The organism is Caballeronia sp. dw_19 (assembly GCF_018449515.1).
Classification (GTDB): domain Bacteria; phylum Pseudomonadota; class Gammaproteobacteria; order Burkholderiales; family Burkholderiaceae; genus Caballeronia.
Genome location: NZ_JAAVUQ010000016.1, coordinates 1 through 24198, shown reverse-complemented (window position 1 = coordinate 24198; position 24198 = coordinate 1). Strand labels below are relative to the sequence as shown.

Annotated in this window: 19 protein-coding genes; 5 read left to right on the top strand and 14 right to left on the bottom strand. The window is 60.3% G+C overall.

Annotation, left to right across the window (positions count from 1 at the left end):
* Positions 1 to 13: 13 nt before the first annotated feature.
* The 5 genes from HB376_RS21205 to rhaM are packed head-to-tail and all read right to left on the bottom strand — an operon-like array spanning position 14 to position 4828.
* A complete protein-coding gene (locus HB376_RS21205; RefSeq protein WP_213765636.1) occupies positions 14 to 1018 on the bottom strand; it encodes an ABC transporter permease in 1005 nt (334 codons plus the stop codon).
* Positions 1011 to 2051, bottom strand: a complete 1041-nt coding sequence (locus tag HB376_RS21200; RefSeq protein ID WP_213765759.1) for an ABC transporter permease — start codon at positions 2049 to 2051, stop codon at positions 1011 to 1013. The genes HB376_RS21205 and HB376_RS21200 overlap by 8 nt, the downstream gene beginning before the upstream one ends.
* Positions 2051 to 3574 (bottom strand): sugar ABC transporter ATP-binding protein, encoded by a 1524-nt coding sequence (locus tag HB376_RS21195; RefSeq protein ID WP_213765635.1) that lies wholly within the window; start codon positions 3572 to 3574, stop codon positions 2051 to 2053. Before HB376_RS21195 ends, HB376_RS21200 begins: the two co-directional genes overlap by 1 nt.
* A gap of 10 nt (positions 3575 to 3584) precedes the next feature.
* Positions 3585 to 4475, bottom strand: a complete 891-nt coding sequence (locus HB376_RS21190; RefSeq protein ID WP_213765634.1) for an amidohydrolase family protein — start codon at positions 4473 to 4475, stop codon at positions 3585 to 3587.
* A 38-nt stretch (positions 4476 to 4513) separates the two neighbouring features.
* On the bottom strand, positions 4514 to 4828 hold the full coding sequence (rhaM, locus tag HB376_RS21185; RefSeq protein WP_213765633.1) for an L-rhamnose mutarotase: 315 nt from the start codon (positions 4826 to 4828) through the stop codon (positions 4514 to 4516).
* 147 nt (positions 4829 to 4975) lie between these two features.
* Between rhaM and HB376_RS21180 the strand changes: the two genes are divergently transcribed.
* Positions 4976 to 5926, top strand: a complete 951-nt coding sequence (locus tag HB376_RS21180; RefSeq protein ID WP_213765632.1) for a LysR family transcriptional regulator — start codon at positions 4976 to 4978, stop codon at positions 5924 to 5926.
* On the opposite strand, the gene HB376_RS21175 is transcribed toward HB376_RS21180, so the two are convergent.
* From HB376_RS21175 to HB376_RS21160, 4 genes are all read right to left on the bottom strand, one after another.
* Positions 5913 to 6695 carry a glucose 1-dehydrogenase gene (locus HB376_RS21175; protein ID WP_213765631.1) on the bottom strand — a complete coding sequence of 261 codons (783 nt, stop codon included), beginning with the start codon at positions 6693 to 6695 and terminating at the stop codon, positions 5913 to 5915. The genes HB376_RS21180 and HB376_RS21175 overlap by 14 nt on opposite strands.
* Positions 6696 to 6720: 25 nt before the next feature.
* A complete protein-coding gene (rhmD, locus tag HB376_RS21170; RefSeq protein WP_165103356.1) occupies positions 6721 to 7899 on the bottom strand; it encodes an L-rhamnonate dehydratase in 1179 nt (392 codons plus the stop codon).
* A gap of 61 nt (positions 7900 to 7960) precedes the next feature.
* A complete protein-coding gene (locus HB376_RS21165; RefSeq protein ID WP_213765630.1) occupies positions 7961 to 9268 on the bottom strand; it encodes an MFS transporter in 1308 nt (435 codons plus the stop codon).
* 59 nt (positions 9269 to 9327) lie between these two features.
* Positions 9328 to 10080 (bottom strand): SDR family NAD(P)-dependent oxidoreductase, encoded by a 753-nt coding sequence (locus HB376_RS21160; protein WP_213765629.1) that lies wholly within the window; start codon positions 10078 to 10080, stop codon positions 9328 to 9330.
* Positions 10081 to 10466: 386 nt separating this feature from the next.
* Here HB376_RS21160 and HB376_RS21155 point away from each other — a divergent pair, with 386 nt between their 5' ends.
* Positions 10467 to 10736 carry a GlsB/YeaQ/YmgE family stress response membrane protein gene (locus HB376_RS21155; RefSeq protein WP_213765758.1) on the top strand — a complete coding sequence of 90 codons (270 nt, stop codon included), beginning with the start codon at positions 10467 to 10469 and terminating at the stop codon, positions 10734 to 10736.
* Between the two features lie 354 nt (positions 10737 to 11090).
* On the opposite strand, the gene HB376_RS21150 is transcribed toward HB376_RS21155, so the two are convergent.
* The 4 genes from HB376_RS21150 to HB376_RS21135 form a co-directional block, all read right to left on the bottom strand.
* A complete protein-coding gene (locus HB376_RS21150; protein WP_213765628.1) occupies positions 11091 to 12134 on the bottom strand; it encodes a substrate-binding domain-containing protein in 1044 nt (347 codons plus the stop codon).
* Between the two features lie 145 nt (positions 12135 to 12279).
* Positions 12280 to 13551: an SfnB family sulfur acquisition oxidoreductase gene (locus tag HB376_RS21145; protein WP_213765627.1), complete on the bottom strand. Its 1272-nt coding sequence runs from the start codon at positions 13549 to 13551 to the stop codon at positions 12280 to 12282.
* A gap of 1095 nt (positions 13552 to 14646) precedes the next feature.
* The gene (locus tag HB376_RS21140; protein WP_213765626.1) at positions 14647 to 16479 is read right to left on the bottom strand and encodes an FUSC family protein; all 1833 of its coding nucleotides are present in this window, start codon (positions 16477 to 16479) and stop codon (positions 14647 to 14649) included.
* 208 nt (positions 16480 to 16687) lie between these two features.
* Complete coding sequence (locus HB376_RS21135) at positions 16688 to 17125, bottom strand: hypothetical protein (RefSeq protein ID WP_213765625.1); 438 nt, start codon at positions 17123 to 17125, stop codon at positions 16688 to 16690.
* A gap of 883 nt (positions 17126 to 18008) precedes the next feature.
* On the opposite strand from HB376_RS21135, the gene HB376_RS21130 reads away from it, so the two are divergent.
* Positions 18009 to 20114, top strand: coding sequence for a phospholipase C, phosphocholine-specific (locus tag HB376_RS21130; protein WP_213765624.1), 2106 nt, complete (start codon positions 18009 to 18011; stop codon positions 20112 to 20114).
* Positions 20115 to 20190: 76 nt separating this feature from the next.
* Here the strand turns inward: HB376_RS21130 and HB376_RS21125 are convergent, their stop codons facing one another.
* Entirely contained in the window at positions 20191 to 21858 is a 1668-nt protein-coding gene (locus HB376_RS21125) for a hypothetical protein (RefSeq protein WP_255631482.1), read from the bottom strand.
* On the opposite strand from HB376_RS21125, the gene HB376_RS41130 reads away from it, so the two are divergent.
* Positions 21839 to 22207: a hypothetical protein gene (locus HB376_RS41130; protein WP_255631481.1), complete on the top strand. Its 369-nt coding sequence runs from the start codon at positions 21839 to 21841 to the stop codon at positions 22205 to 22207. The two genes, HB376_RS21125 and HB376_RS41130, sit on opposite strands and share 20 nt — an antisense overlap.
* 978 nt (positions 22208 to 23185) lie before the next feature.
* On the top strand, positions 23186 to 24037 hold the full coding sequence (locus tag HB376_RS21120; RefSeq protein ID WP_213765622.1) for a PA4780 family RIO1-like protein kinase: 852 nt from the start codon (positions 23186 to 23188) through the stop codon (positions 24035 to 24037).
* Positions 24038 to 24198 lie beyond the last annotated feature (161 nt).

Below are 24198 nucleotides of genomic sequence, written 5' to 3'. Positions count from 1 at the left end.
AAAAAGCCAAGCTTCAGATAAGCGTCTGCGTCATCAAGCGCTTTTCGCGCATGACACGCCAACGTGCAACAAGATTCGGAATCAGCACCGACGACAACAACAAACCACCGGTCACAATGGTCAGCGTCTCGCTCGATACATCCGAGAGCGTCAACGCATTGCGCAACACGCCAATGATCAGCAACGACAGAAGTACGCCGATCATGGACCCACGTCCACCGAAAATACTCACGCCGCCGAACAGCACGGCCGCGATCACCGACAGTTCGAATCCCTCGCCGTTGTCACCGCGAGCGCTGGTGAAGCGCAACGTGTAGACCACGCCCGCGAGCGCGCTCATCGCGCCGGACAGCATGAAAAGCTTGAGCTTCGTCCGTGCCACGTCGATGCCGGAAAACTGCGCGGCAACAGGATTCGCGCCGATCGCATAGAGGCTGCGTCCGAACGGCGTAGCTTGCAGCAGCACAGTGAAAACGACAGCGCCAATGATGACAAGGACAAACGGCATGGGCAGGAACGCCGCCACGGTATCCATCCCGAACGCTGTATAGGACGCGGGAAAATCCGCGACGGCCTGATCGCCGAGCAACACATACGCCAGGCCGCGAAACAACGCCAGGGTGCCGATGGTCACGGCCAGCGAGGGAAGATTGAAGCGCACGATCACCAGCCCGTTGAACAGGCCGGCAAGCGTTCCCGCGACCAATACAATGGCGATCACGAGCGGCATGGGCAGGCCCATGTGCCACAGCACGCCCATCAGCGCACTCGATGCACCGAGCACGGACGCCACCGACAAATCGATTTCAGCCGCGACAATGATCAATGTCATCGGCAAGGCGATCAGTGCGATCTCGGTGAAGTCGGCGAGCATGTTCGAGAGGTTGGCGCTCGAGAGGAACATGGGCGACAACACGCGCCCGAGGATCAGTCCCAGCACGAGCACGACCACCAGCATGGTTTCCCACGAGAGATGCCGGCGCCGGGTCATCGTCAATGCGGAATCGGGTTTAGCCATGATCGCGTTTCCTCATCATGCGGCGCGCGACCGAGCGCGCCAGCAATGTGTCGAGCGTGATCGCCGCGACAATCAGCGCTCCTTGAATGGCCTGCTGCCAGAACGGCGATACGCGCAACACCACCAGCGCAATGTTGATCACGCCAAGCACAAGCGCACCGAGCGTCGCGCCGAGGATCGTGCCCACGCCACCCGTGATCGCCACGCTGCCCACCACGGCTGCGGCCACCACCTGCAATTCGATACCCTTCGCCGTGCTCGCTTCGACCGTGCCGAAACGCGCCAGCCAAAGCACACCAGCAAGGCCCGCAATTGCGCCGGACAACAGGAAGCCGATCATCACGCGGCGCTCTACGCGAATACCCGCAAGCCGTGCGGCTTCCGGGTTCGACCCGATCGCATAATGCTCGCGTCCACCGCGATATTGCTTGAGATAGACGCCCATCGCGAACAGCACGACCACCGCTATCAGCACGAGGTTCGGCAAACCGAGCAGCGAACCCGTCGCAATGCGCGAGAACGCATCCGGAAGGCTGGTCGCGTTGATCTGGCCGCCGTGGACCCAGGCGTAATCGGCGCCGCGCACTATGTACAACGTCGACAAGGTCGCCACCAGCGAAGGCACGCGCCCGAACGTGATCAGCGTGCCGTTCACCGCGCCAATCGCAAGGCCAATGGTTATCCCCGCGAGCATCGCGACCGCGATCGGCATATGCGGGAACGTCACGAAGAGACTGCCGACCGAATACGCGCTGACACCGACAACGGACGCTACCGACAGATCGATATGCCGCATCAGCATCACGACGGTCATGCCCGCGGTGAGCAAGCCGATAATCGATACATTGAGCAGTACGTCGCGCAGATTCTGCAGGTTCAGGAACTCGGGTTTCACCGCAGCGGTAGCGGCGATCAGCGCAATGAGCACGACAAACAAGGTCGCCTCGCGGCTGCGAACGAGGTCCGCCAGCAGATTGCGGCGTTTGGTTTTGGGCGCGTGCACGGCGGGCATGGCGGGGGAATGTCGTGTCATCATGCCGCCTTCCCCAACATGGACGACGATGCGCCGAGCGCGGCGCTCATCACGCGCTCTTCGTTTGCATCGGCGCGGGCGATGTCGGCGCTGATACGCCCTTCGTGCATGACAAGAATGCGGTCGGCCATGCCGAGCACTTCGGGCAGCTCGCTTGAAATCATCAGGACTGCCATGCCTTCGCGCACCAGTTCGGCGAGCGTTCTATACACCTCCGCCTTTGCGCCGACATCGATACCGCGAGTCGGTTCGTCGATGATCAGCACTTTAGGCCCTGTAGCCAGCCACTTTCCGAGCACGACCTTCTGCTGGTTGCCGCCCGACAGCGTGCCTACCGGCGCGTCCAGATCGCCCGCTTTGAGCCGCAGGCGTTTACCCCAGTCGGCCGCGAGCGCATTTTCACTGCGTGACGAGATCAGCCCGTGTTTGACAAGGCGTCCCAGCACCGTCAACGAAGCGTTGCGCGCAATGCTCAGTTCCAGCGCAAGACCTTGCGCACGGCGGTCCTCCGGCACCAGCGCGAGCCCCGCGCGGACTGCCGCTTGCGGCCGGCCGAGTTGCAAGAGTTTGCCCGCGATATGAACCTCGCCCGCATCCACCGGGTCGATGCCGAAGATCGCCCGCGCCACTTCGCTGCGGCCTGCGCCAACCAGCCCCGCCAGCGCCACGATCTCGCCTGCGCGAACCTCGAACGAGATGTTCTTGAACACGCCGTCGCGCGTCAGGTTACGAACGGACAGACGGACCTCGCCGGGCGCGACATCGGCTTTCGGATAGAAGGTATCCAGATCGCGCCCCACCATCTTGCTGACGATCGAATCAATGGTCATGTCGGCGGTCATGGCGTCGAAGACCTTCAGGCCGTCGCGCATGATCGTCAGGCGCTGCGTCAGCGCGAATACTTCATCCAGCCGGTGCGTGATGAAAAGAATGGCGGCGTCGCGTTCACGCAATGCGCGCACGATTGAGAACAAGCGCTCCACTTCAGTCAACGACAACGCCGCTGTCGGCTCGTCCATGATCAGCACATTCGCGTTCAGGGAAAGCGCTTTGGCGATCTCGACTACTTGCTGATCGGCGATGGACAGACCGCGCACCAGGCGTTCCGCACGCAGATTGACGCCAAGCGATTGCAACAGCGCGTCCACTTCGCGATTCATTTCGTCATAGCGAATCCGGCCGATCCGGTCGCGCGGCTGACGTCCCATGTAGATGTTCTCCGCGATGGACAGATCCGCGAACAACGTAGGTTCCTGATAGATCACAGCGAGACCCGCGTCGCGCGCTTCAGCGGGATTCGCGAACGTACGCGCTTGCCCGTCGACCAGCAATTCGCCCGAGTCCGGCTGGTAAACACCCGCAAGCAGCTTGACGAGGGTCGACTTGCCTGCGCCGTTCTCGCCGAGCAACGCATGCACTTCACCCGGCCACATCGCGAGGCTGCCGTCACCGAGCGCACGCACGCGGCCAAACGACTTGCTCGCGTGCCTTAGCTCAAGCCGAGGCGGATTGTTATTGCCCATACTGTCTCCTTCAGATGCGATAAATACGTTCTGCGTTGCTTTTGAAAAGCGCGTCTTTTTCTATATCGCTCAGGTCTTTTATGATCGACGCATACGCGTTCCACAACCCTTCATACGTGGCGAACAAACGGTCGACCGGAAAATTCGACGCGAACATCGCGCGCTCGCAACCGAAGGTGTCGATCGTCTCCAGCACATACGGGCGGAAACTTTCGACGCTCCATTGATGATCGAACATGGCGAGCCCGCTGATCTTCACCGCTACATTCGGACATGCAGCGAGCGCACGCAGTCCGTCACGCCATGCACGAAACCCCTCCACCGACGAACGATCCACAAACATGCCGGCATGATTCACGATGAACTGCGTATCGGGATGCTCCTGTGCAAGTTCAGCCGCTTCTTTCATCTGCGATGGGTAGAGCTGCAGATCGAATGACATCGAATATTTCTTCAGCAAGGCGAAGTTCTTGCGCCATTGCGGTTCACGCATGTAGTGCCGGCCCACGTAGTCATAAAGTGGATTCGCATGAACGTTGAGTATCTGCCGAATACCACGCGTATTGGCAAATGCAGCGTGCCCTTCGAGCACTTCCTGAGCGTTGTCCGCCGACAGATCCGCGCCCGCCACGATCGCGTTTGGTAACCCGTGGCCCTCGTTATCGGCGACGTGTTGCAGCCAGCGTGTTTCTTCGACCGGATCGGCGGGATCGTGATTGGCATCCACATGCACGAGTTTCAGCACCTGGACCGGCCCGGCGTCCCGCAGCAAATCGCCGATCAGATAGTCATGCTTCAGATCGCGCGCATCGCCGACGAACGACTTGCCCGGGTTCGCCAACCATGGATAGTGATGCGTCTTCAGATCCCAAAGGTGAATGTGCGGATCGACAACCTGCATGGATATGTCCTCGTGCCGCAAAGGCTGAAGCAAAAGCGTCAGGGTAGATGGAAGACCGGCACGAGCGCGGCTTGCACCGGCGAGCGGTCAGGGTTTGTTTCCATCAGGTCGGCCATGCTGTCCCACCATTTGCGCATGATGGGCAGATCGGGCAAGGCGTCCATGGTGTGGCCGCGCTCACGCTTGAGCGTGGCGAACAGGTGCCCGGTGGGTTCGTCGAGGAAAATCCAGTAATCGCGGACTCCGGCGTGACTTAACGCCTCGGCCAGCTCGGGCCATATGTCGCGATGACGCCGCTCGTATTCATCGCGCCGGCCCGGTTTGAGGGTCATCCTGAACGCAATCGTCTCCATTGCGGCTTGCCTTTTATGGTGTTGAAACCAGTTGAATCCCGGCTTTTGCGTTACGACTATAATTCGCCGACCGATAACATGACAATCCGAAGTCAGGATCAGCCGATCGCAAAACCGAATCGCTTAATGAACACACGAGGACGCCCGATGACCCAGAACGTCTCCCAGATTGCCCTCGTCAACCGCCTGAAATTCAAGCATCTCGCGCTGCTTGTTGCCCTCGATGACGCTCGCAACCTGCATCAGGCCGCCGAGACGATCAATGTCGCCCAGCCGAGCGCCAGCCGCATGCTGAGCGACATAGAAGAAGCGTTCGGCTTCCTTCTGTTCGAACGCAACGCGCGCGGCATGCAGCCCACGCCGCTCGGTGTCGCCACGCTCGCCTATGCACGGCGGTCGCTTGCCGACCTTACGCGCTTCGCCGCCGACCTCGAAAGCAAGCGGCGCGGTGGTCATGGTCAGCTGACCGTCGGCGCGATCATGGGCGCGGCGCCCGACGTGCTCGCCATGGCCATCGCCGAACTGAAAAGCGAACGGCCGCTGCTCAACGTTCGTATTCTTGGCGAGACCAGCGACCAGGTGGTGCAATTGCTGCACCGCCGCGAAGTGGATCTCGCGCTCGGCCGTCTCACCACGCCGCTCCAGCATAACGACTTCGACTTCGAACCGCTCTCGCGCGAGGCCATGCGGCTGGTTGTGCGCGCCGCGCATCCGCTCGCCCATGAAACCACGCTCTCGCTCGACGCGCTGATCTCCTGGCCCTGGATCCTGCAACCGATCACCAGCCCGGCGCGCGCGTTGTTCGAAGAAGAGCTTGCGCGGGCCGGACTTGCTTCGCCCTCCAACGTGGTCGAGTGCGCGTCGATTTTCGCTACGCTTCAGCTTCTGCAGAACAGCGACGCCGTCGCCATGCTGCCGGAGTCCGTCGTACGCGATTACCTGCGGGCGCATTTGCTGATCGAACTGCCCGTCGAGATCGGCAAAAGCCTCGCGGGCTTCGGCTTGTTGCGGCGCAAACATGAAACGCTCAGCGAACCCGCTGAATACTGCATCGCGTTGCTACGCAAATACTCGGCCGGCTCGTTCACTGAAGGTTGACGAACAGGCCGCCATCCACCAGAAGTGATGCCCCCGTAACGTAACGCGCGCGATCCGATGCGAGAAACGTCACGCACTGCGCGACGTCGTCGGGTTCGCCCAGGCGTCCCAACGGAATACGCTTTTCGAAGTACGCGCGCTTCTCGGTATCGGCGAGATCTTCCGCATTCAGGTCCGTTGCGATCGTACCGGGCATCACCGAATTGCAGCGGATGCCGTAAGGCCCGAGCGCAATCGCGCATGATTGCATCAACGAATGAACGCCCGCCTTGGTCGGCGTGTAATGCGTCTGCATGCCCCCGCCAACGAGCGCGCTGATCGAACTCGTCGCGACGATCGCGCCGCCGGTACCTTGCAGTTTCATCTGGTTGGCAACGGCCTGCGTCACATAGAACGCGCCGTTCAGATTGACGCCGATGGTCGCCTCGTACACCGACGCCGGCATGTCGAGGAACGAGTGAAATGGACAGATGCCGGCGTTGCTGGCGAGAACGTCGACATGACCGAACGCGTCGACTGCCTGTTTCACAAGCTCCAGTCCCGTCTCGCGTTGCGCCACGTTTCCTTCGACTGCGATCACTCGCCGACCAAGCGCCTCTATCTCGACGATCACCTCTTGCACGGCCGACAATCGTCCATACGAGCGGTCGTTATCGCCCCAGTAGTTCAGTACGACGTCCGCGCCTTCGTTCGCGCACGCCACGGCGATCGCGCGGCCAATGCCTCGCGATCCGCCCGTGACAATCACCACTTTGTTGTCGAGCAGCACGGTTAAACCTCAGCGTTTCAATGTTTCAGTGTGTATAAGGACGCACCAGGGTGCATTCCGGATTGAGCCGCACGCCAAAACCCGGCGTCTCCGGCACCTTCATCCGGCCATTCACGGGCACGGGTTCATCCAGCAGCAACGGATTGAACATGGGCACGACTTCATCGGCTTTCGGCGCCATCATCAGGAACTCCGCGAACGGCGAATTGTGCCGCGTCACCACGAAGTGATAGCTATAAACCGATGAACCATGCGGCACGACCAGCACGTTATGGGCATCAGCGAGTGCGGAGATCTTGATCAGTTCCGTGATGCCGCCGCACCAACCCACATCCGGCTGAACCAGATCGGCACAGCCCATTTCAAACAGCATGCGAAAACCCCAGCGCGTGGCCTCGTGTTCGCCGGTCGTCACCATCATGCCGCGCGGTACCGAGCGCCGCAGTTCGGCGTAACCCCAATAGTCGTCGGGCGGCAACGCTTCTTCAAGCCACTTCAGGCCGTATTCCTTCGCCGCGTGTGCGAGGCGCGTTGCGTAGTTCAGGTCGAGGCTCATCCAGCAATCGAACATCAGCCAGAAGTCGTCGCCTACTTTCGCGCGCATATCGGCTAGCTTTGCGATGTTCTTCGCGAGCCCTTCCTCGCCTTCCGCGGGTCCGTGCTGCAACGGCATCTTGCCGCCGATAAAACCCATTTCCTTCGCCAGGTCAGGACGTGCGCCGGTTGCATAGAACTGCAGTTCGTCGCGTACAGGTCCGCCTAAAAGATGAAACACCGGCTCCTTGCGAACCTTCGCGAGCAGATCCCACAAGGCAAGATCGACACCCGAAATAGCATTCAGCACAATGCCTTTGCGCCCGTAATAGAGCGTGGCGAAATACATCTGGTCCCACATTTTTTCGATGTCGGTTACCCGTTGCCCTTCAAGAAACCGCGCCAGATGTTTCTCCACGATAAACGCCCCGATCTCACCGCCGGTGGTGACCGCGAAGCCGACCGTGCCGTCGCTCGCTTCAATTTCGACAACCAGCGAGCCGAGTACATTGATGCCAAACGACTGGCGGCTTTGCCGATACTCGGGGTAACGCGCCATGGGCGTGGAGATATGGTCGTCGATCCAGTGATCGGCGCCCTGGTCGTGATAATCGGCGCCGCCGCCGCGAACGGTGAACGCGCGAACGTGGCGGATGGTAGGCATGGACATGATCGGACTCCGTTAAGGTTCTAATATTCAGGACGCTTTGGCACGCTTGTCGTGAGGCTTGTCATACGGATACGCGGGGATACGCGGGCGCATGTGCAGGCCGCACGAACACGATGATTGCCAACGCTGCAAGCACGGCGACGAATCCGAGCAACACGAGGCCGGCACTCGTCGACACATACGCGCGTTCCGCCGCCGTGCGCACCATCGGCGCGACGAAACCGCCGAGGCCGCCAAGCGAATTGATCAGCGCGATGGCACCGGCCGCAGCGGCGCCGGTCAGGTAATGCGTGGGAAAGGTCCAGAACAGCGGTTGTGCTGCGATCAGGCCGCTCGCCGCGAAACATAACGCTATCAGCGAGATCACAGGTTGACCTGCGAGTCCCGATATCGCGATACCCGCACCGGCCATGACCAGCATCAGCACGGCGAGCCATCGATGCTGACCATGGCGATCCGCATACCGCGGCACCACCCACGTAACAAGCACCGCACATAGCCACGGGATGGCCGTGACGAAACCGACCTTCGCACCCACGTTCGCGCCAAGCAATGCGGCCACTTGTTGCGGCAGATAAAAGATCACGCCATACACGGACATCTGAATCAGGAAATACACCGCCGACAGGATCAGCACCCGCGGATCAATCAATGCGGCAAGCACACCGCGAGGTCCGTGCGCTGACGCTGCCTGTGCATCGTGGGAGAGTCGCGAGAGCAGCAGCTCACGTTGGGTGGTATTTAACCAGCGGGCCTTGGATGGATCGTTGTCGAGATACCAGAATGCCCCTATGCCGACGATGGATGCAAGAACACCTTCCACCAGGAAGAGCCACTGCCAGCCTGCAAAACCGAGTGCTCCATGCAGATCGAGCAACGCGCCGGACAATGGGCTGCCAAAGATGAAGGCGAGCGGCGCGCCGAAATAGAACACGCCTAGCGCCCTCGCGCGCGCCGATTGAGGAAACCAGCGCGTGAGGTAATACACAATGCCTGGGAAGAAACCTGCCTCAGCCACACCCAGCGCGAAGCGCAGGACATAGAACATGGTGGCCGTATGCGCGAACGCCATCGCTGCGGAAACAAGCCCCCATGTCACCATGATCCGGCACATCCAGAGCTTTGCCCCCACACGATGCAGCAGCAGATTGCTCGGCACTTCAAACAGCGCGTAGCCGACGAAAAACACGCCCGCTCCGAAGGCAAAAGCCGCATTCGACAGACCCGTATCGTGCTGCAGCGCTTTTTGCACGAAGCCGATATTTGCCCGGTCGAGAAACGCCAGCATGTACATCAGCAGCAGGAACGGCAGCAGCCGACGCATCACGCGCGCGACGACAGCGTCCTCCGCGGTAGCGGTATCGCTCATGCGTGTCTCCAGATATTTTTATATAGCGGGCGCGCTTGTAGGGGCACCCGGGAGCGGCTTCAGTACGTCGCGCGACCACCGGACAGATCGAACACCGACGCCGTGCTGAAAGCGCAGTCTTCCGAGCTGAGCCACAGAATCAGGGAGGCCGCTTCTTCCGGCAGGAGGAAACGATTCATCGGAATCTTCGACAACATGTAGTCGATATGCTGCTGCGACATGGAATCGAAGATCTCGGTTTTCGCAGCCGCCGGCGTCACCGCGTTCACCAGGATGCCGCGCGTGGCGAGCTCCTTGCCGAGCGACTTCGTGAGCCCTATCAGGCCAGCCTTCGAGGCGCTATAGTGCGACGCATTCGGATTGCCTTCCTTGCCTGCCACCGACGCAATATTCACGATCCGGCCGTAGCCTTCCTTCAGCATGTGCGGCACGACGGCGCGGCAGGTGAGATACGGGCCGATCAGGTTCACATCGATCACACGGCGCCATACGTCCGGCGCCAGCTCCCAGGTCGTGCCATTGCCGCCGGTGATGCCCGCGCAGTTGATCAGCACATCAATCTTTCGATGCGCTTCCAGCGTCTGCTGCGTGGCTTGTTCAACCGATGCCTCTTCCGTCAGTTCGACCACGGCGACGCTGACCTTACCGGCCTTCGCGAGCTCACCGCGGGCTCGCTCAAGGCGTTCCGCGTCGATGTCCCATAGTGCGACTTCAGCGCCCGAAGCGAGCGCGCGTTGCGCCACTGCATAGCCAATACCGCGTGCGCCACCGGTAATCACCACGGTCCGTCCGGCCAGATCGATCTGGTTCATCGTGTCTCCTTTTGTCTTTAGGATGATTGTTTGTTTCGGCACCGTGTTTCGGCGCCTGCTTAAAGCCGCTGATGACTGAACTATAGGGGCGTGCTCATAGCAAAACAATCCGACTATTCGATGGTCCGATAGCAAAAGTGGATCACAAACCCGTAGAGGAACTATTCGGGTACGGGTTTAGCCCGATGACGCCTGCCGACGTTAAGCGCCAAGCTGGTGAATCGGTCGTTCTTGCCGCATCGTTCTTGCAGGCATGCGGTTTGCATCAGCCGAGATGTCCATTGATTCAAGGGGAACATGGAAACCGCAGCAATGACACCTCCCCGAAGTATCGTTATCACCATGCCGGTAGCCCGCTACGCGGATTTCACCTGACGGAGAAAGCTATGGAACCTGTTTCGCACGGAATCATCTTCTGGCTGATCATTGGCGCAATTGCCGGCGCACTCGCTGGCCGGATCGTTGATGGAGGCGGCTTCGGAATTATTGTGGACATCATCGTCGGCATTGTCGGCGCGTTCATTGGCGGCTGGCTGGGCGGCGTGCTCGGCCTGCATCTGGGCGGCGGCATCATAGGGTCGCTGATCACTGCGTTGATTGGCGCCGTGATCCTGCTGCTCATCCTGCGGCTCTTTAGTCGCGGGCGAACCGTCTAGCCGCGATCACGGGTGGCCGGTGCTTTAATTAGGCCGGGTGGTAGTCACCGCAGTTCGTTTGAACAAAATCCCGCGCAGGCGACTCGCCTGCGCGGGATTTTTATGTTGGCGCAAGGATAGCCAGCGGGTTGCCCAGTTCCAGGAGCTGATCGCGGAAAAAGCCCGACGCCCTCATCGAGCAGCTTGGCGCTGCTGACCGTGCTCGAACCGTGGCTCAAGAAAACCCGCGCTCTTTACCGTAGACAAACCCACACAGATCGACATCCTCACCGAACTTCATTGCGTGGGTCACGAATTAAATCCGCGTCGAGGAATAGATGATATAGATCATCAGGATAGCGAATCAACCGTCCTTTAATCACGAATCTCGGGAATCCAGCCCGCCTTGGCCACATCTGCCCGCCTGAAATCCACAAACCGGGACTCAAGATCCGCAATCGTGCGGATATCATTCTTGACGAGGTCGTCGCGCGTGATCAATGCGGGTTTTATTTCAATCCTGTGCCCCGGGTCCTGGCCCGCTACCAGCAGCGCCGCCGCTCGCACCGAAACTTCTCCCACTACGGCCGGATTAGTCGCGGCAGTGGCGACCCATGGACTCCCGGGCGCCCGGATCGCCTCTATATCAGCCGTCGATATATCGGCGCTATAAATCCGGACCTTCGAGGCAATGCCCGCCTCGTCGGCCGCCAGCTTTGCGCCGCGAGCGAACTCGTCATAGGGCGCGAACACCACCCGCACATCTGGATGCGCCCGATAAGCCGCCGCAGCCTGGTTGGCAACGGACTGTGCGATCGGATTATCCACTGTGCCGAAGCGCGCCTCCTCCCGGACCTTCGGATGCGCGGTCTTGAACGCCTTCCAGACCGCGTCGCGCCGGTCAAGCGGAGCAAAACCCGGCACATAGACATACGCGGCGGCAAACGCATCGCCGTTATCTTTCACTGCCTGATCGAGCAACAATGTCGCGAGATCGTGGTCACTCTGCTCGATCTGCGGAACCTTAGGATTGCCGAGGTCAACGTCAAATGCCACCACCTTGATGCCTTTATCGAGCGCCACCTGCACCACGTCCTTCAAGGACTCCGGCAAACCATGATTCACGATGATGGCGGAAACGCCCAGGTTGATCGCCTGTTGAATCTGGTCACGTTGCTGGGCAGCGTCCTGACGGCCCTCGTAAATGCGCAGGTCGATGCCAAGCGCCTTGGCCTGCTTTTGCGCACCCGCCTCATACGCCTGAAAGAAATCGCCGGTCGAAAGATAGTTGACCAACGCGATCCTGACGCCGCCTTTATTGAAAGGCGCGGGAGCATTGGGTAAGCCACCTGCTGCATAGGCGGTTATGCTGCCAGCAAGCAATGCGGCGGCGAACAAACGGCCGATAGGTTTAAGCATGAAGGATGGTTTCCGTTTCCGTGGAGTGAGAGCGTGGGGACAACGCTAAGCTGAAAACGCGCAGCGGCAAGGCGCCGCCGCACGGCTTGGCCGATTACGCGAGGGCCGCGCTGTTTTATGGCGCTGTTTTATGGACAAACCGGTTTCAGTTCCACGGGTGGCGCGCCGGCTTGACGCCATTCAAGTAGTAGTTGCCCACAAGGTGATATTTCCAGCGCACGGGGTCATGCAGCGTATGCGTGCGTGCATTGCGCCAGTGGCGGTCGAGGTTGTGCGCAGCAAGCGTCGACTGCGTTCCCGCCAGTTCGAACAGCTTTTCGCTGGCGAGCAATGCGATCTCGGTGGTCAATACCTTTGCTTCGCCGACCGCCACCGATGCACGGGCGATATCGTCTTCGTCTGGCGCATGCGCTTGTGTTGCAATGGCGTCCAGCGTACGCGCCGCACGCTCAAGCAACGCCTCGGCCGCGTGCAACTGAATGTGAAGATGACCCACCTCACGGACCACAAGCGGATCGTCGCTTGCGCGCTCCACGCCGCTATCGATCCACGGACGGGAACGCTCGCGTACAAATTTCAGCGTGTCGTCGACAGCGGCCCGTCCGATACCCGCATCGATAGCCGCCTGGATGATCTGGGAAATCGGGCCATTGAGCGTCGGCTGGTCTGATACGCGAAATGCCGGAAACACGTGGGATGCTGCAACCCGCACTTGGTCCGCGATAACCGTGCCGCTTGCTGTGGTGCGTTGGCCGAAGCCCGACCAGTCGTCGATAACCTGCAAGCCCGCCGTACCTGCTGGAATGTAGGCGAGCCAGCCACGGCGTTCGTCGTCGAGACCGAGGACCGGCACGTAGTGCGCGAACAGCGCACCGGTTGAATAGAACTTCGTGCCCTGGACGACATACTCGTCACCCTCGGCCGTGACGCGTGTCTTCAGGTCGAGGACGTGCTTTGTTCCCTTCTCCGAAAAGCCGTTGCCGAAACGCTTGCCCTTCAATATCTCGCCGAAGAAGAATTGCTTCTGCTCGTGGGTTCCTGTTAGCGCGATGACGTCGACGAGGCCCAGATGGTTCTGGGGCAACTGTGCCAGCGACGGATCGGCGGCGGCGATGATCTTGATGACTTCGGTCAGTGTCACATAGGACACGCCGGCGCCACCGTACTCTTTGGGAACGGTGATCGCCCATAAGCCGGCTTGCGAAAACCAGTCGATTTCCTCATGGGGTAAGCGTCGCTCGCGATCGCGGTCGCTGGCATGTTCGGCCAGGCGAACGGCCACTTCGTGGGCGCGCGCAATGGCTTCGGCATCGTCACGGATGATATGTGCGGGTGCTTTCTCTGAGGATCCGTCTGAAGATCCGCCTGGATGGATTGATGCAGGACGCGTCGCTGTATTTTCCGGAATGGCTGACATGCTTACCCTTTTGTGTGTCGGATCGACATCAATCTAGCAGCGCCATGAGCGGGTTCAAACCGAACGATAACGCTAAGGACATCAAGGGGTCGCTTCTAGGCTTAGCTCTATCAGTTCTTAGGGTTTTGCTCGCGCCGGTGGACGGGGTTGGGGTTTCTGGAGCATTGGTCGGACTTAGCGGGTGGGGTTCGAGGTTTTGGGGTTAGCGGTCGGGGTCAGTGCCGGGTTGGTGCTTTCGGCCGTGGTGGTCTGCGAGAGTCGGATTTTCTCTTTATCACTATTAGCCACTGTGCGTGGCGGCACGTCATTTCTTTGTCCAAAGCGACAAAGAAACGAAGCAAAGAAAGCGCTTTTAAACCACGCTACCCTAAGTGTCCACAGCGTGCAGTTTTCATTCATAGGTGCCCCAAAAGCACGGTGCTCGCCAGAGCGAAGTATGTTTGAAACCCTCCTTCTCGCGAATCCTGACACGAACACGCTTCGCCCCGTACGCTCTCGGGCAAGCACGATTGCCAAGGACTCCAAATGGCCTAACACGTATTTACGGTCGCGGTATTTTGGTTGGCTGCCTGGTCTACGTGGTCGTATTCGTGGATCGCAGCCTGATCCGTAGCAGCTTGACGTGAATTACCGCTTCGAGTTTTAGTGAATTGGCTACCTGCCCCATACGATTATTTTCGTTGGTTACTGCCTTAAGCGCCTTTGGATTTTGAAACGTCGTGGGTTGGCGGCGTGGTTCGACGAGAGTACAAATTGATGGTTGGTCGTCCGCGGATAGCGCGGGGTGTCCCTTGGGCAGGTTCAATCACTGGTGGCGAAGCGTGTGGGTATCCGTGTTCGGAGAAGGAGGGGTTCAAACATCCGTCGCTCTGGCGAGCACCGTGCTTTTGGGGCACCCATGAATGAAAACTGCACGCTGTGGACACTTAGGGTAGCGTGGTTTGAAAGCGTTTTCTTTGCTTCGTTTCTTTGTCGCTTTGGACAAAGAAATGACGTGCCGCCACGCACAGTGGCTAACAGTGATAAAGAGAAAATCCGACTCTCGCAGACCGCTAACGCCGAAAGCACCAACCCGGCATAGACCCCGACCGACCGCTAACGCGCAGCAACAACCCCCCGTGCAATTGCCGCTTCCGAGTCCTGCATACCCCACCGCCCGGACCGCGCCGCAAACAACACCATCGCTCCGGCGAGGCGCGCACGGGCCTCATCGGTTGGTGCAACCGCCCCCCCTCGCGCCCTCTCCCGCGCCAGTTCGCGCGCCGCCTGAACGCACGCAAACAACGGCCCGACCGCAAGCTCCATCTGCGTGTTCCACGCAAACACCCGCTGCGTTTGCAACGGCCGCAACGCGACCCTCAACTCATGCCAGCGCCGGTCGAGCGCGCGCATGGCCGTCAGCGGATGGAGCTCAAGCCCATCAACACGCGTAGCGCAAACACGCAAGACCTCGTCGAGGGCATCAAGCACACCGGTCACCTTGACATCGACGTGATGCGACGTGCGCAGCGGCATCATCGATACCGCTACGGCTATCGACACAATGCAGCCAACGAACACTTCCTCCACGCGCATCTCAATCAGCGGTCCAATGGCAAAGCCCAACTCGCCATAGATCAGCCCAACCAGCACGGTGATGAAAAACACACCCTGCCCATACAAGGTCAGGATGAAGTACGCCCAGCCGAACACGCACGCAGCCATCGCGGCAACCAGCAGCCATGGCGCGCCATGAAGCGCGCCCACGAGCGCTGCACTGACAGCCACGCCCGCAAGCGTGCCAAGCACGCGCTCACCGGTCTTGCGGATCGTGTCGCCGCGCGAACGCGTCCCGAGAAACACCACGAAGGTCGTAATGACGGCCCAGAACCATCGCTCCGGCGACACCGAATGACCGATCAGCATGGCGATCAGCGCAGCCGTCGTCGCGCGGCAGGCGGGCAGCCAGGAAAGCGCATCGCGCCAAACGAGCGCAGCGCCAACCGGCCGCTTCACGCCTGTCTTCGCCGCGCGCGCAGTAGACGCCACCGCGTCACGGCCTGCACGCGATAACCGCCGAAGGGCAATCCGCAAACGAACATCGCTTCGATCAAGCCGGCTGGCATCCACAGCATGCTGGCCCGCCGCAACCTCGACATCGATCAGGCACGCCCGCAGTCGCTGCACGCCCGGGAGGTCGAACAAGCCAAGCTGCTCTTCAACCGCGAGCGCCGCTTCGTTTAACAGCGACAAATGACGTATCGCGCCCGGCGCATCAGCGCGACGATCGGCGAGCACGGCCGTGGCACGCTGCATCACCGCGCTCAGCGCGCGGCGCAGCGTGGCCTCGGGCCGGGTCGGCACCAGCACCCGACCGGTGAACGCCACGCAAGCAAACGCGATGGTCGACAACCCGAGCATCGCAAACACGTGCGCGAGCGTCGGATGTAGATACAACCCTAGGTAGAACGAAACAACCGCTGTCATCGCGCCGCCAAGCGCACGCGGACCGCATGCCTGAACCAGCATCGCCGCGAACAGCACGGCAAGGAATGCGGCATCTGCCACGAGCGGCCAGGCCGCCAGCGTGCTTGCCACGATCAGGCTCGCGGATCCCGCACCATAGATAACAGCAAGTGACCCGAACCAGGCACGCGGCGTGGCATCGCGGAGAAACAGCGGCACGACCATCGCGAACAGCAGCGCAAAAGCGGCGAGCGTCGGCGGCCGATGCGTATGAACCGTCCAGCCGATCGTCATTACGCCCGTCAGCACGCAGGCAATCACGCTGCGAAGCGCGGTGTGAAAACGCAGAAGTCCAGGATCGGCGCCGAGCAGGCGGGTGAGCAGACGAGAGGAAGGGGAGACGGCGCCACGGGTGGTGGCCCGGTGGTTACGCGCGCGATGGAAACCTCGCGCAAGGGAGCATAGGGATGCTGCAATGGACATGTGTAATACCCGGGACAAGTGTCGGTAGCGGCTCGTGGCCGGTTCCGATACGACGAGTCCACCTCGCGGCGAACCCTCCTGTTTGGTGCGTCAGGCAAAACGTTGGACCGGGATCGCCAGACCAACGCAATGCATGCGACGCACGCGAAGCATGTTGCCGCCTCGCGTATACCCGCATATTACCGTGTCAAAATTCCTGGACCGGGGTTTACCCGATTTGCGCGGGCCGCCGCATTTCATTGACGGCGCCGCACGCTTCCGCCACGACTTGCGCAAGCTCGGCAAGCTGGGTATCAGCGGTCGACGTTGCCTCGGCCAGCGACAGGACCGCCGCTTCGAGGTCCGCGGCGGCGCCTTCGTTATCGGAGAAAAATTTCAGCGGCAAGGCCGCAAGCGCTTCGGCATTCGCCGACGCCTGGTCGGTCAGCGCGCACAGCCGCACCAGGTTCTCGCACAAGGATTCAAGGGCGTCAGCCGCATAACGGCAAAGGGCGGCATCGCTTGCGGGATCCTGGGCCATCCCGTTCAGCGTGGCTTGCGACTTCTCGACTTCACGTGCGAGCGCGTAACTCTGGTCACGTGCGGCCGCGAGGCGCACCGCGTAGTCGCTTAATTGCAAGACCCGCTGCGCCGTATCGGTAAACATTGTGTCCTCCTGTGTCGTCCGGTCGACCAGATGCGTTTTTGGATCAACTGAATCTGGTGCGACCGGACCGCAACAATGTTGTTATGGTCCGGCCGGCGTTCCTCGTCGAGCACACAGGAGCCGCCGTTGCGGGACTTCGGATAACAGCCAGTGACAGTCGATTGGCTGCCTCTGCCCACTTCTTTACGGCATGTAAATCGTAAGCTTTAACGAATTTTTCATAACCATCTGCCTTTCCATAACGGCGGCATGGACAAACCTTGGGCACTGTCGCAACGACCGGCAAATCCTGTTAGCCACGCGACTTACTCTCTCCCTATTGATTAACACTCCCTACTTTATTCAAACATTTTAATTACGTTTTAATTACGATATGGATGTTATTTCGATTATTTAATAAATCCTACACGTGTAATTTCTATCCTCTGGCGTGTCCTTTCCCGACGTCATCCGCATGCGCATGGCGCCGTCACGCAAACCGTCCAGAGGACGCTTGTGCTCAGCAGATTACTTGGTCTCGACTGGCTGTGCGGCGCTGTGCTTGCGTGCACGATGCTCGCCGCATGCGGTGAGCACGATCAACCCGCAGCATCCACGCCGCAGCAATCCTCAGCTTCCCCGTCTTCATCACCCGCTTCTTCGTCTTCTTCCCTTCAGCAAGCCGATGCGTCCGCCTTGACCGGATCATCAGACATACAACGCTGGGCTCTGCAGCAAACCCAGCCGGCAACAGAGACACCCAGTCTTACCCAAGCCGCCCCGCCCGCCGCCGCTTCCGATCCCTTGTTGCCCCCGGTTATTCACGAGGCCGAGTAACACAAGGCGACACGAAAGCGGCCGGCGGGCCCGATCAAGCCTCCCCCACCACGACCGACAGAGACCCATGAACTTAAAAAGCCGACGTGACTTTCTCAGGGCTGCCGCACAGGCAGCCGGTTCCGCCACCGCACTAGGTATCGTGCCGGCTGGCATCCGCAATGCACTCGCCATACCCGCCAATAACCAGCACGGCAGCATCCAGGACGTCGAGCATATCGTCGTGCTGATGCAGGAAAATCGCTCCTTCGACCATTACTTCGGCACGCTCCAGGGCGTGCGCGGTTTTGGCGATACCCGCGCCGTGCTGCTTCCCAACGGCCAGCCGGTCTTCAACCAGCCTATTGCTGCGGGACTCGGCGAAGTGCTGCCGTTCCGCCCCAGCGCGCCCGACCTCGGCAACCAGTTCATCCAGGATCTGCCGCACGACTGGACCTCGGGAAAAGGCGCTTACGACCAGGGACGTTACGATCAGTGGGTGCCATACAAAGGTACGACCACGATGGCGTATCTGACCCGCCAGGACATTCCGTTCCACTATCAGCTCGCCGACGCCTTCACCATTTGCGACGCGTACCACTGCTCGATCAACTCATCGACGGACCCGAACCGCTATTACATGTGGACCGGCTGGGTGGGCAACGACGGCAAGGGCGGCGGCCCGGTGATCGACAATGCCGAACTCGGTTATAGCTGGTCGTCGTATCCGGAAGTGCTCGAAAGCGCGAACATCTCGTGGAAGATCTATCAGGACATCGGCATCGGGCTCGATGCAAACGGCTCGTGGGGCTGGACCAGCGACGCGTACATTGGCAACTATGGCGACAACTCGCTGCTCTACCTGAATCAGTATCGCAACGCGCAGCCCGGCAGTCCGCTGTATAACAAGGCGCGCACCGGCACGAACGCGGCAGCCGGCGACGGTTATTTCGACATCCTCAAGCGCGACGTGCAGAACAACGCGCTGCCGCAGGTTTCATGGATCGTCGTGCCCGAAGCGTTCTCCGAGCATCCGAACTGGCCGGCCAACTATGGCGCGTGGTACGTCGACCAGGTGCTGCAGATCCTGACGTCGAATCCGGCGGTGTGGAGCAAGACGGTGCTGCTGATCAACTACGACGAAAACGACGGTTTCTTCGACCACGTCGTGCCGCCGTTCCCACCCTCCTCCCCCGCTAACGGCAAATCCACGGTCAGCACCGTCAACGAGATCTTCCCGGGCAGCAGCAGCTATCAGGCGGGTCCCTACGGCCTTGGATCACGGGTGCCGATGCTGGTGGTCTCGCCCTGGTCGAAAGGCGGTTACGTGTGCTCGGAACTGTTCGACCATACCTCGGTGATTCAATTTATCGAAACGCGTTTTGGTTCGCGCGCAAACGTTACCGAATCGAACATCACGCCGTGGCGCAGGGCGATCTGCGGCGACCTGACATCCGCGTTCAATTTCAAGAACCCGAACGCCGCATTGCCGGCCTTGCCGGACACGAGCGGCTACGCCCCCACGCAACAGATTCGGCATCCTGACTATGTGCCGGTGCCGCCCGCGGTTCAGGCCGTCCCGAAACAGGAGCCCGGCGTGCGCCCCACCCGCGCGTTGCCCTACGAGTTCTTTGTTCACGCACAGACGAATACGGGCAAAGGCGTCACCTTCGACTTCATCAACACGGGCGATGCCGGCGCGACCTTCCTCCTGTACACGGCTAACAGTCAGACCGCGCCGAGCTGCTATACCGTCGAAGCCGGGAAACGCCTGCAGGATCAGTTCCCGCTGACCGCAACCAATACGTACGACTTCATCGTGTACGGTCCGAACGGGTTCCTGCGCCGCTTCACTGGCACGGCGGTCCAGCAAAGCTGGTGGAATGACAAGCAGGCGCTGCCGGAAGTCGCCGAGGGTTACGACGTCGCCAACGGCAACCTGCAGTTGCGCCTGAAGAACCAGGGCACGACGAGCTGCACGTTCAGCGTAGCGAACGCCTATACGCCCGGCACGGTCATCACGCGCCAGGTGCGTGGCGGCGACACCGAAAGCCTTTATCTGGACCTGCGCGGGTCGTATGGCTGGTACGACCTGAGCGTCACCATCGCCTCGGACACCAGCTTCGTGCGGCGTCTTGCAGGACACGTGGAAACCGGCAAGAGCAGCATGTCCGACCCGGCACTCGGAAGCTGAAACCGGCGGTATCAATAAAAACGCTGCTGCGAGTGAACCCGCAGCAGCGTTTTTTTATTCAGCACACAAGCAGCCTTCAGGTACCCAGATACCCCAGCGGCACCGTCGAGTTCGATTGCGCAACGCTCGCGTTCTTCGACACCACGTACATCGGCATCTCAGTCAGGTTCAGCGTGACTACGCCGTTGCTGTAAGCCACCGTCGACGCGTTGCCCATCCAGTCCAGCACCTGCACCGTACCGCTCGTTCCCGCCGCGTCGACGCTCAGGTTGTAGCTCACGCTATAGCTCTGGCTGAAGCCGGTGCTCGCGCTCCATACCGCGTTGTTGTGGGTCCACAGTGCGGTAATCGGAATGCCCGTGCCGCGCTGCTGGAATCCATAGGCATAGACACCCGACGGTGTGCCGTTCACCGGCCCGAGCGTGGTTGTGCCGTCAAGCACACGCGTCATTGCCGCGATCGCCAGCGCTGCCGGCTTCGGACTGATGTTCGTCGCACCGTACGCGCCCTGCGGGTCAGCCAGGTCGAAGAAGGTGCCGTAACCCGGTTCGGCCGGATAATCCGCACCGTAGAACACGTAGGTCTGGTCGGCGCCTTCGCCAAGCATGATGATGTGCGTGCGCGCCACCACCGCGCCCTGCGCGAACAGAACATTCGAGGTCGGATAATTGGGACCGTACGACGTACCGAGGTCGTAGCTGATCCCCGTTTCCGTCACGAACAGCTTCATCCCCGGCTTGTAGTCCTTCTGCATTTCCTGGCGCAGGCCGCGCATCTCGTTCATCAGCGCGTTAGCGGCATTCGCGGGACTCGGGTCGGTCGCAAGACGCTCGGGCGGATGCGACGGCGACGTGCCTGCATCGTAATAACCGTGCGTCGCGATACCGTCCAGATACTGGGCCAGACCCAGCGGCGCCATGGTTTGCAGGCGCTGCGTGGTGAGCGCCGGAAACGCGTCGGTGGGACCCATCACGACGGCATTCGGATCAGTCGCGTGGAGGCCTGTATAAACCAGTTTGTATAGCTGTACGAAATTTGCGTTCGTATCCAGCCAGAACTGGTTCGGCTCCCAGGTCACCTGATAGTAATTTTTTGCCATTGCGGGCAGGTATTTCTGCCGCATCGCTTCAGTTTCCGTACCGACCTGGCTCATGTACGTCTGGTACCCCGCCTGGTCGGTGGGCAGATAGGAGCTGGCGTTGAAGGCGGCGGTCGGGCTGTCCCACGCGGGAATCCCGTCGAGCCGAACGAGCCGCATGATCTGGCCTGACGCATAACCGGTGTCGGTTGTGGTGGCGCTCGGAGTCCAGGTGTTCGGTCCGTTCGGCTCCGTGGCCGACAGTTCGCGGTCATCGATGGTCGACGTGATACCCAGCGCATTGAGCATCGCGGTCCAGCCGTTGAACCCTTGCATGCCGAATCGATGCTGTTCCTGGTGTGTATAGGTCGGGGTCGGCACGCTCGCGGTCACATTGGGCAGCACCCCAAAGGTTGCAATCCCGGTCGGGCGCGTACCAGCCGTCTGGACGGCGCCGCCCGCTTTGGCCAGCGTCGCCGATACCGCGAAGTAACCGGCCAGCGTCGACGTGCAACTGAGCGTCGTGGTGCTGGAGCCGGCCGGTGCGGGGAAACTGCCGCTGGCTACTGTGTTGCCGAGGCTGTCATTGACGGACCACCCGAGTGTGTCGGCGGCCGAGGGGCTGGCGGTAATCGCGAGCGGGAACGTGCTGCCCGCGGCAAACATGCGCGTGCCGTCGGTGCTCGGCGTGTCGGCTGTAATGACGCCGCTGGAGGACGAACCGGTGACGGTAACCGGCGACGCGCACGTCATGCGCAGCGCGGCGCTCGCGACCACGGAAGGTGACACGACAGCAGCGGGGCTTGCCGCCCCCGAAGAACCCGTGGTGCCGGCAGCAGTGCTTGCCGTCGTACCGGCTGTCGTACCTGCCGTCGTTCCCGACGTGGCAGCGGCCGTCCCGCCGGATCCGCTGGAAGAGCCGGTTGTCGCCGCGGTGGAACTGGAGCTGGCGGGATCGCTGGACCCTCCACCGCCGCATGCCGCCAACGCTAGCACAACTGAATATATTGAATAACTGAGTAAAGGATGTGTTTTCATTTGAATGGCTGCCTGATCGTAGCGATGGACCTGAACCGGGCAAACCTTCTCCCCCAAGCGCCCTGGAGGAACTCGGTAACGATTGAATCAGGAGGAAAGGCTGGCAGGGTCGCTGGCAAAATCCGCCAAAACGCCGCGACTGAAAAAGAACGTATGTTCTGCCTACTTGTCGGAATGAATGTTACACAGACGAAACGTTTTGAGACAGTAAAAAAGACGTAACACGTTGTAACGTCTGATTATTAATCGGTAATTTCGAATATCGTCTAATTAAACAGGACCAATAAAAGCGCTTTAAATGGTTGTGCTGATATGGATAGCAATGTATTAAGGGATTGATTAGACAAATACTAAACTTTCCTTTCAGAGCCGCGTATCAAAATAGAAGCGTTTTTCGATCCGTCCTCGATACGCGTATTGAACCCCGATTCGCAATGCGGCAAAGGGGCGGCGATGGCGGAATCGGCCGGGTGCACTCCGGGATATCGGCTCGCACGACGGAATAAACAATTCGCACGGAAAAGCTTTTGGAAATCCGGTTTAAATTCCTAAGCTGGCAATGTGCGTCGGCTGCAAACAGGGCGTCCGATGGCGTGCCCGCTATGTGAGTGAGGAGTGAAGGGGTTGGGGAGACATGCACTGGCTTTGTTTGCAAAGCCAACGCGGCTGATTCGCGCTATCGGCCGGCACAATCGCCCAACGCAATCGGCCAGGGAACCGCAAGACAAAGAGCAAGCTGGAGCAGACGCCGTGCGGGCGCTTTCAGCGCAGGGTTGGTGGGATGAATGAGCCGGCGAAAACCGGTCCCTCCCGAGCGTGCGCAACCCGCGCGCAACCGTTTCTGCCCGGGCAAATCCGCGTTGCCTTTATAATCCGCCATGATTCCAATTTTCTGCCCCCCCGCCTGCCATCCTCTTTGCGGCTTCCGCGAAGTCCTCCCCTATGCGGTGGCCGTATGAAAACCCCCAAAAGGCTGCTGCCGTTGCTGGAAGAAGGCTTGATCGACGAAGTGATCGGCCAGTTGATGAGCGGCAAGGAAGCGACCGTTTATGTCGTGCGCAGTGGTGACTCCACGCGTTGCGCGAAGGTCTATAAAGACGCGAAGCAGCGCAGTTTCCGGCAGGCAGCTTCTTACCGGGAAGGCCGCATGGTGAAAAACAGCCGGCAAGCGCGCGCGATGGAAAAAGGCACGCGCTATGGCCGCCAGATGCAGGAAGAAGCATGGCAAAACGCCGAAGTCGACGCACTGTTCCGCCTCGCCAATGCCGGCGTGCGTGTGCCGCAACCTTACATCTGCACGGATGGCGTGTTGCTGATGGAACTGGTGGTAGATGCCCAGGGCGATGTCGCGCCGCGTCTGAATGACGTGGACATGAGCCACGCACGTGCGCTCGAGCTGCACGAACTGCTGCTGAGTCAGGTCGTGCGCATGTTGTGCGCCGGCATGATTCACGGCGATCTGTCCGAATACAACATCCTGCTGGCTGCCGACGGTCCGGTGATCATCGACTTGCCACAGGCCGTGGATGCCGCCGGCAATAACGAAGCGGCAGCCATGCTGCAACGTGACGTCGATAACCTCGCGACCTACTTTGGGCAGTTCGCGCCCGAATTGCTGAAGGCGAGTTACGGTAAGGAAATGTGGGCGCTATACGAAGCGGGCCTGCTCACTATTGATACAAAGCTCACGGGTCACGTGGAAGTCGACACCACTCCGGTGGATCTTGAAGCTGTCATGCAGGAAATTGAAGACATCAGGCTTGAAGAGGAAGCGCGGGTGAGACGCGAGCAGGAACTCGATAGTTAGTTTTTCGCTCGCGCCGGTGGACGGGGTTTTGGGGTTGATGGGCGGGGTTGTCGGGCTAGCGGTCGGGGTCAGTGCCGGGTTGCTGCTTTCGGCCGTGGTGGTCTGCGTGACTCGGATATTCTCTTTATCACTATTAGCCACTGTGCGTGGCGGCACGTCAT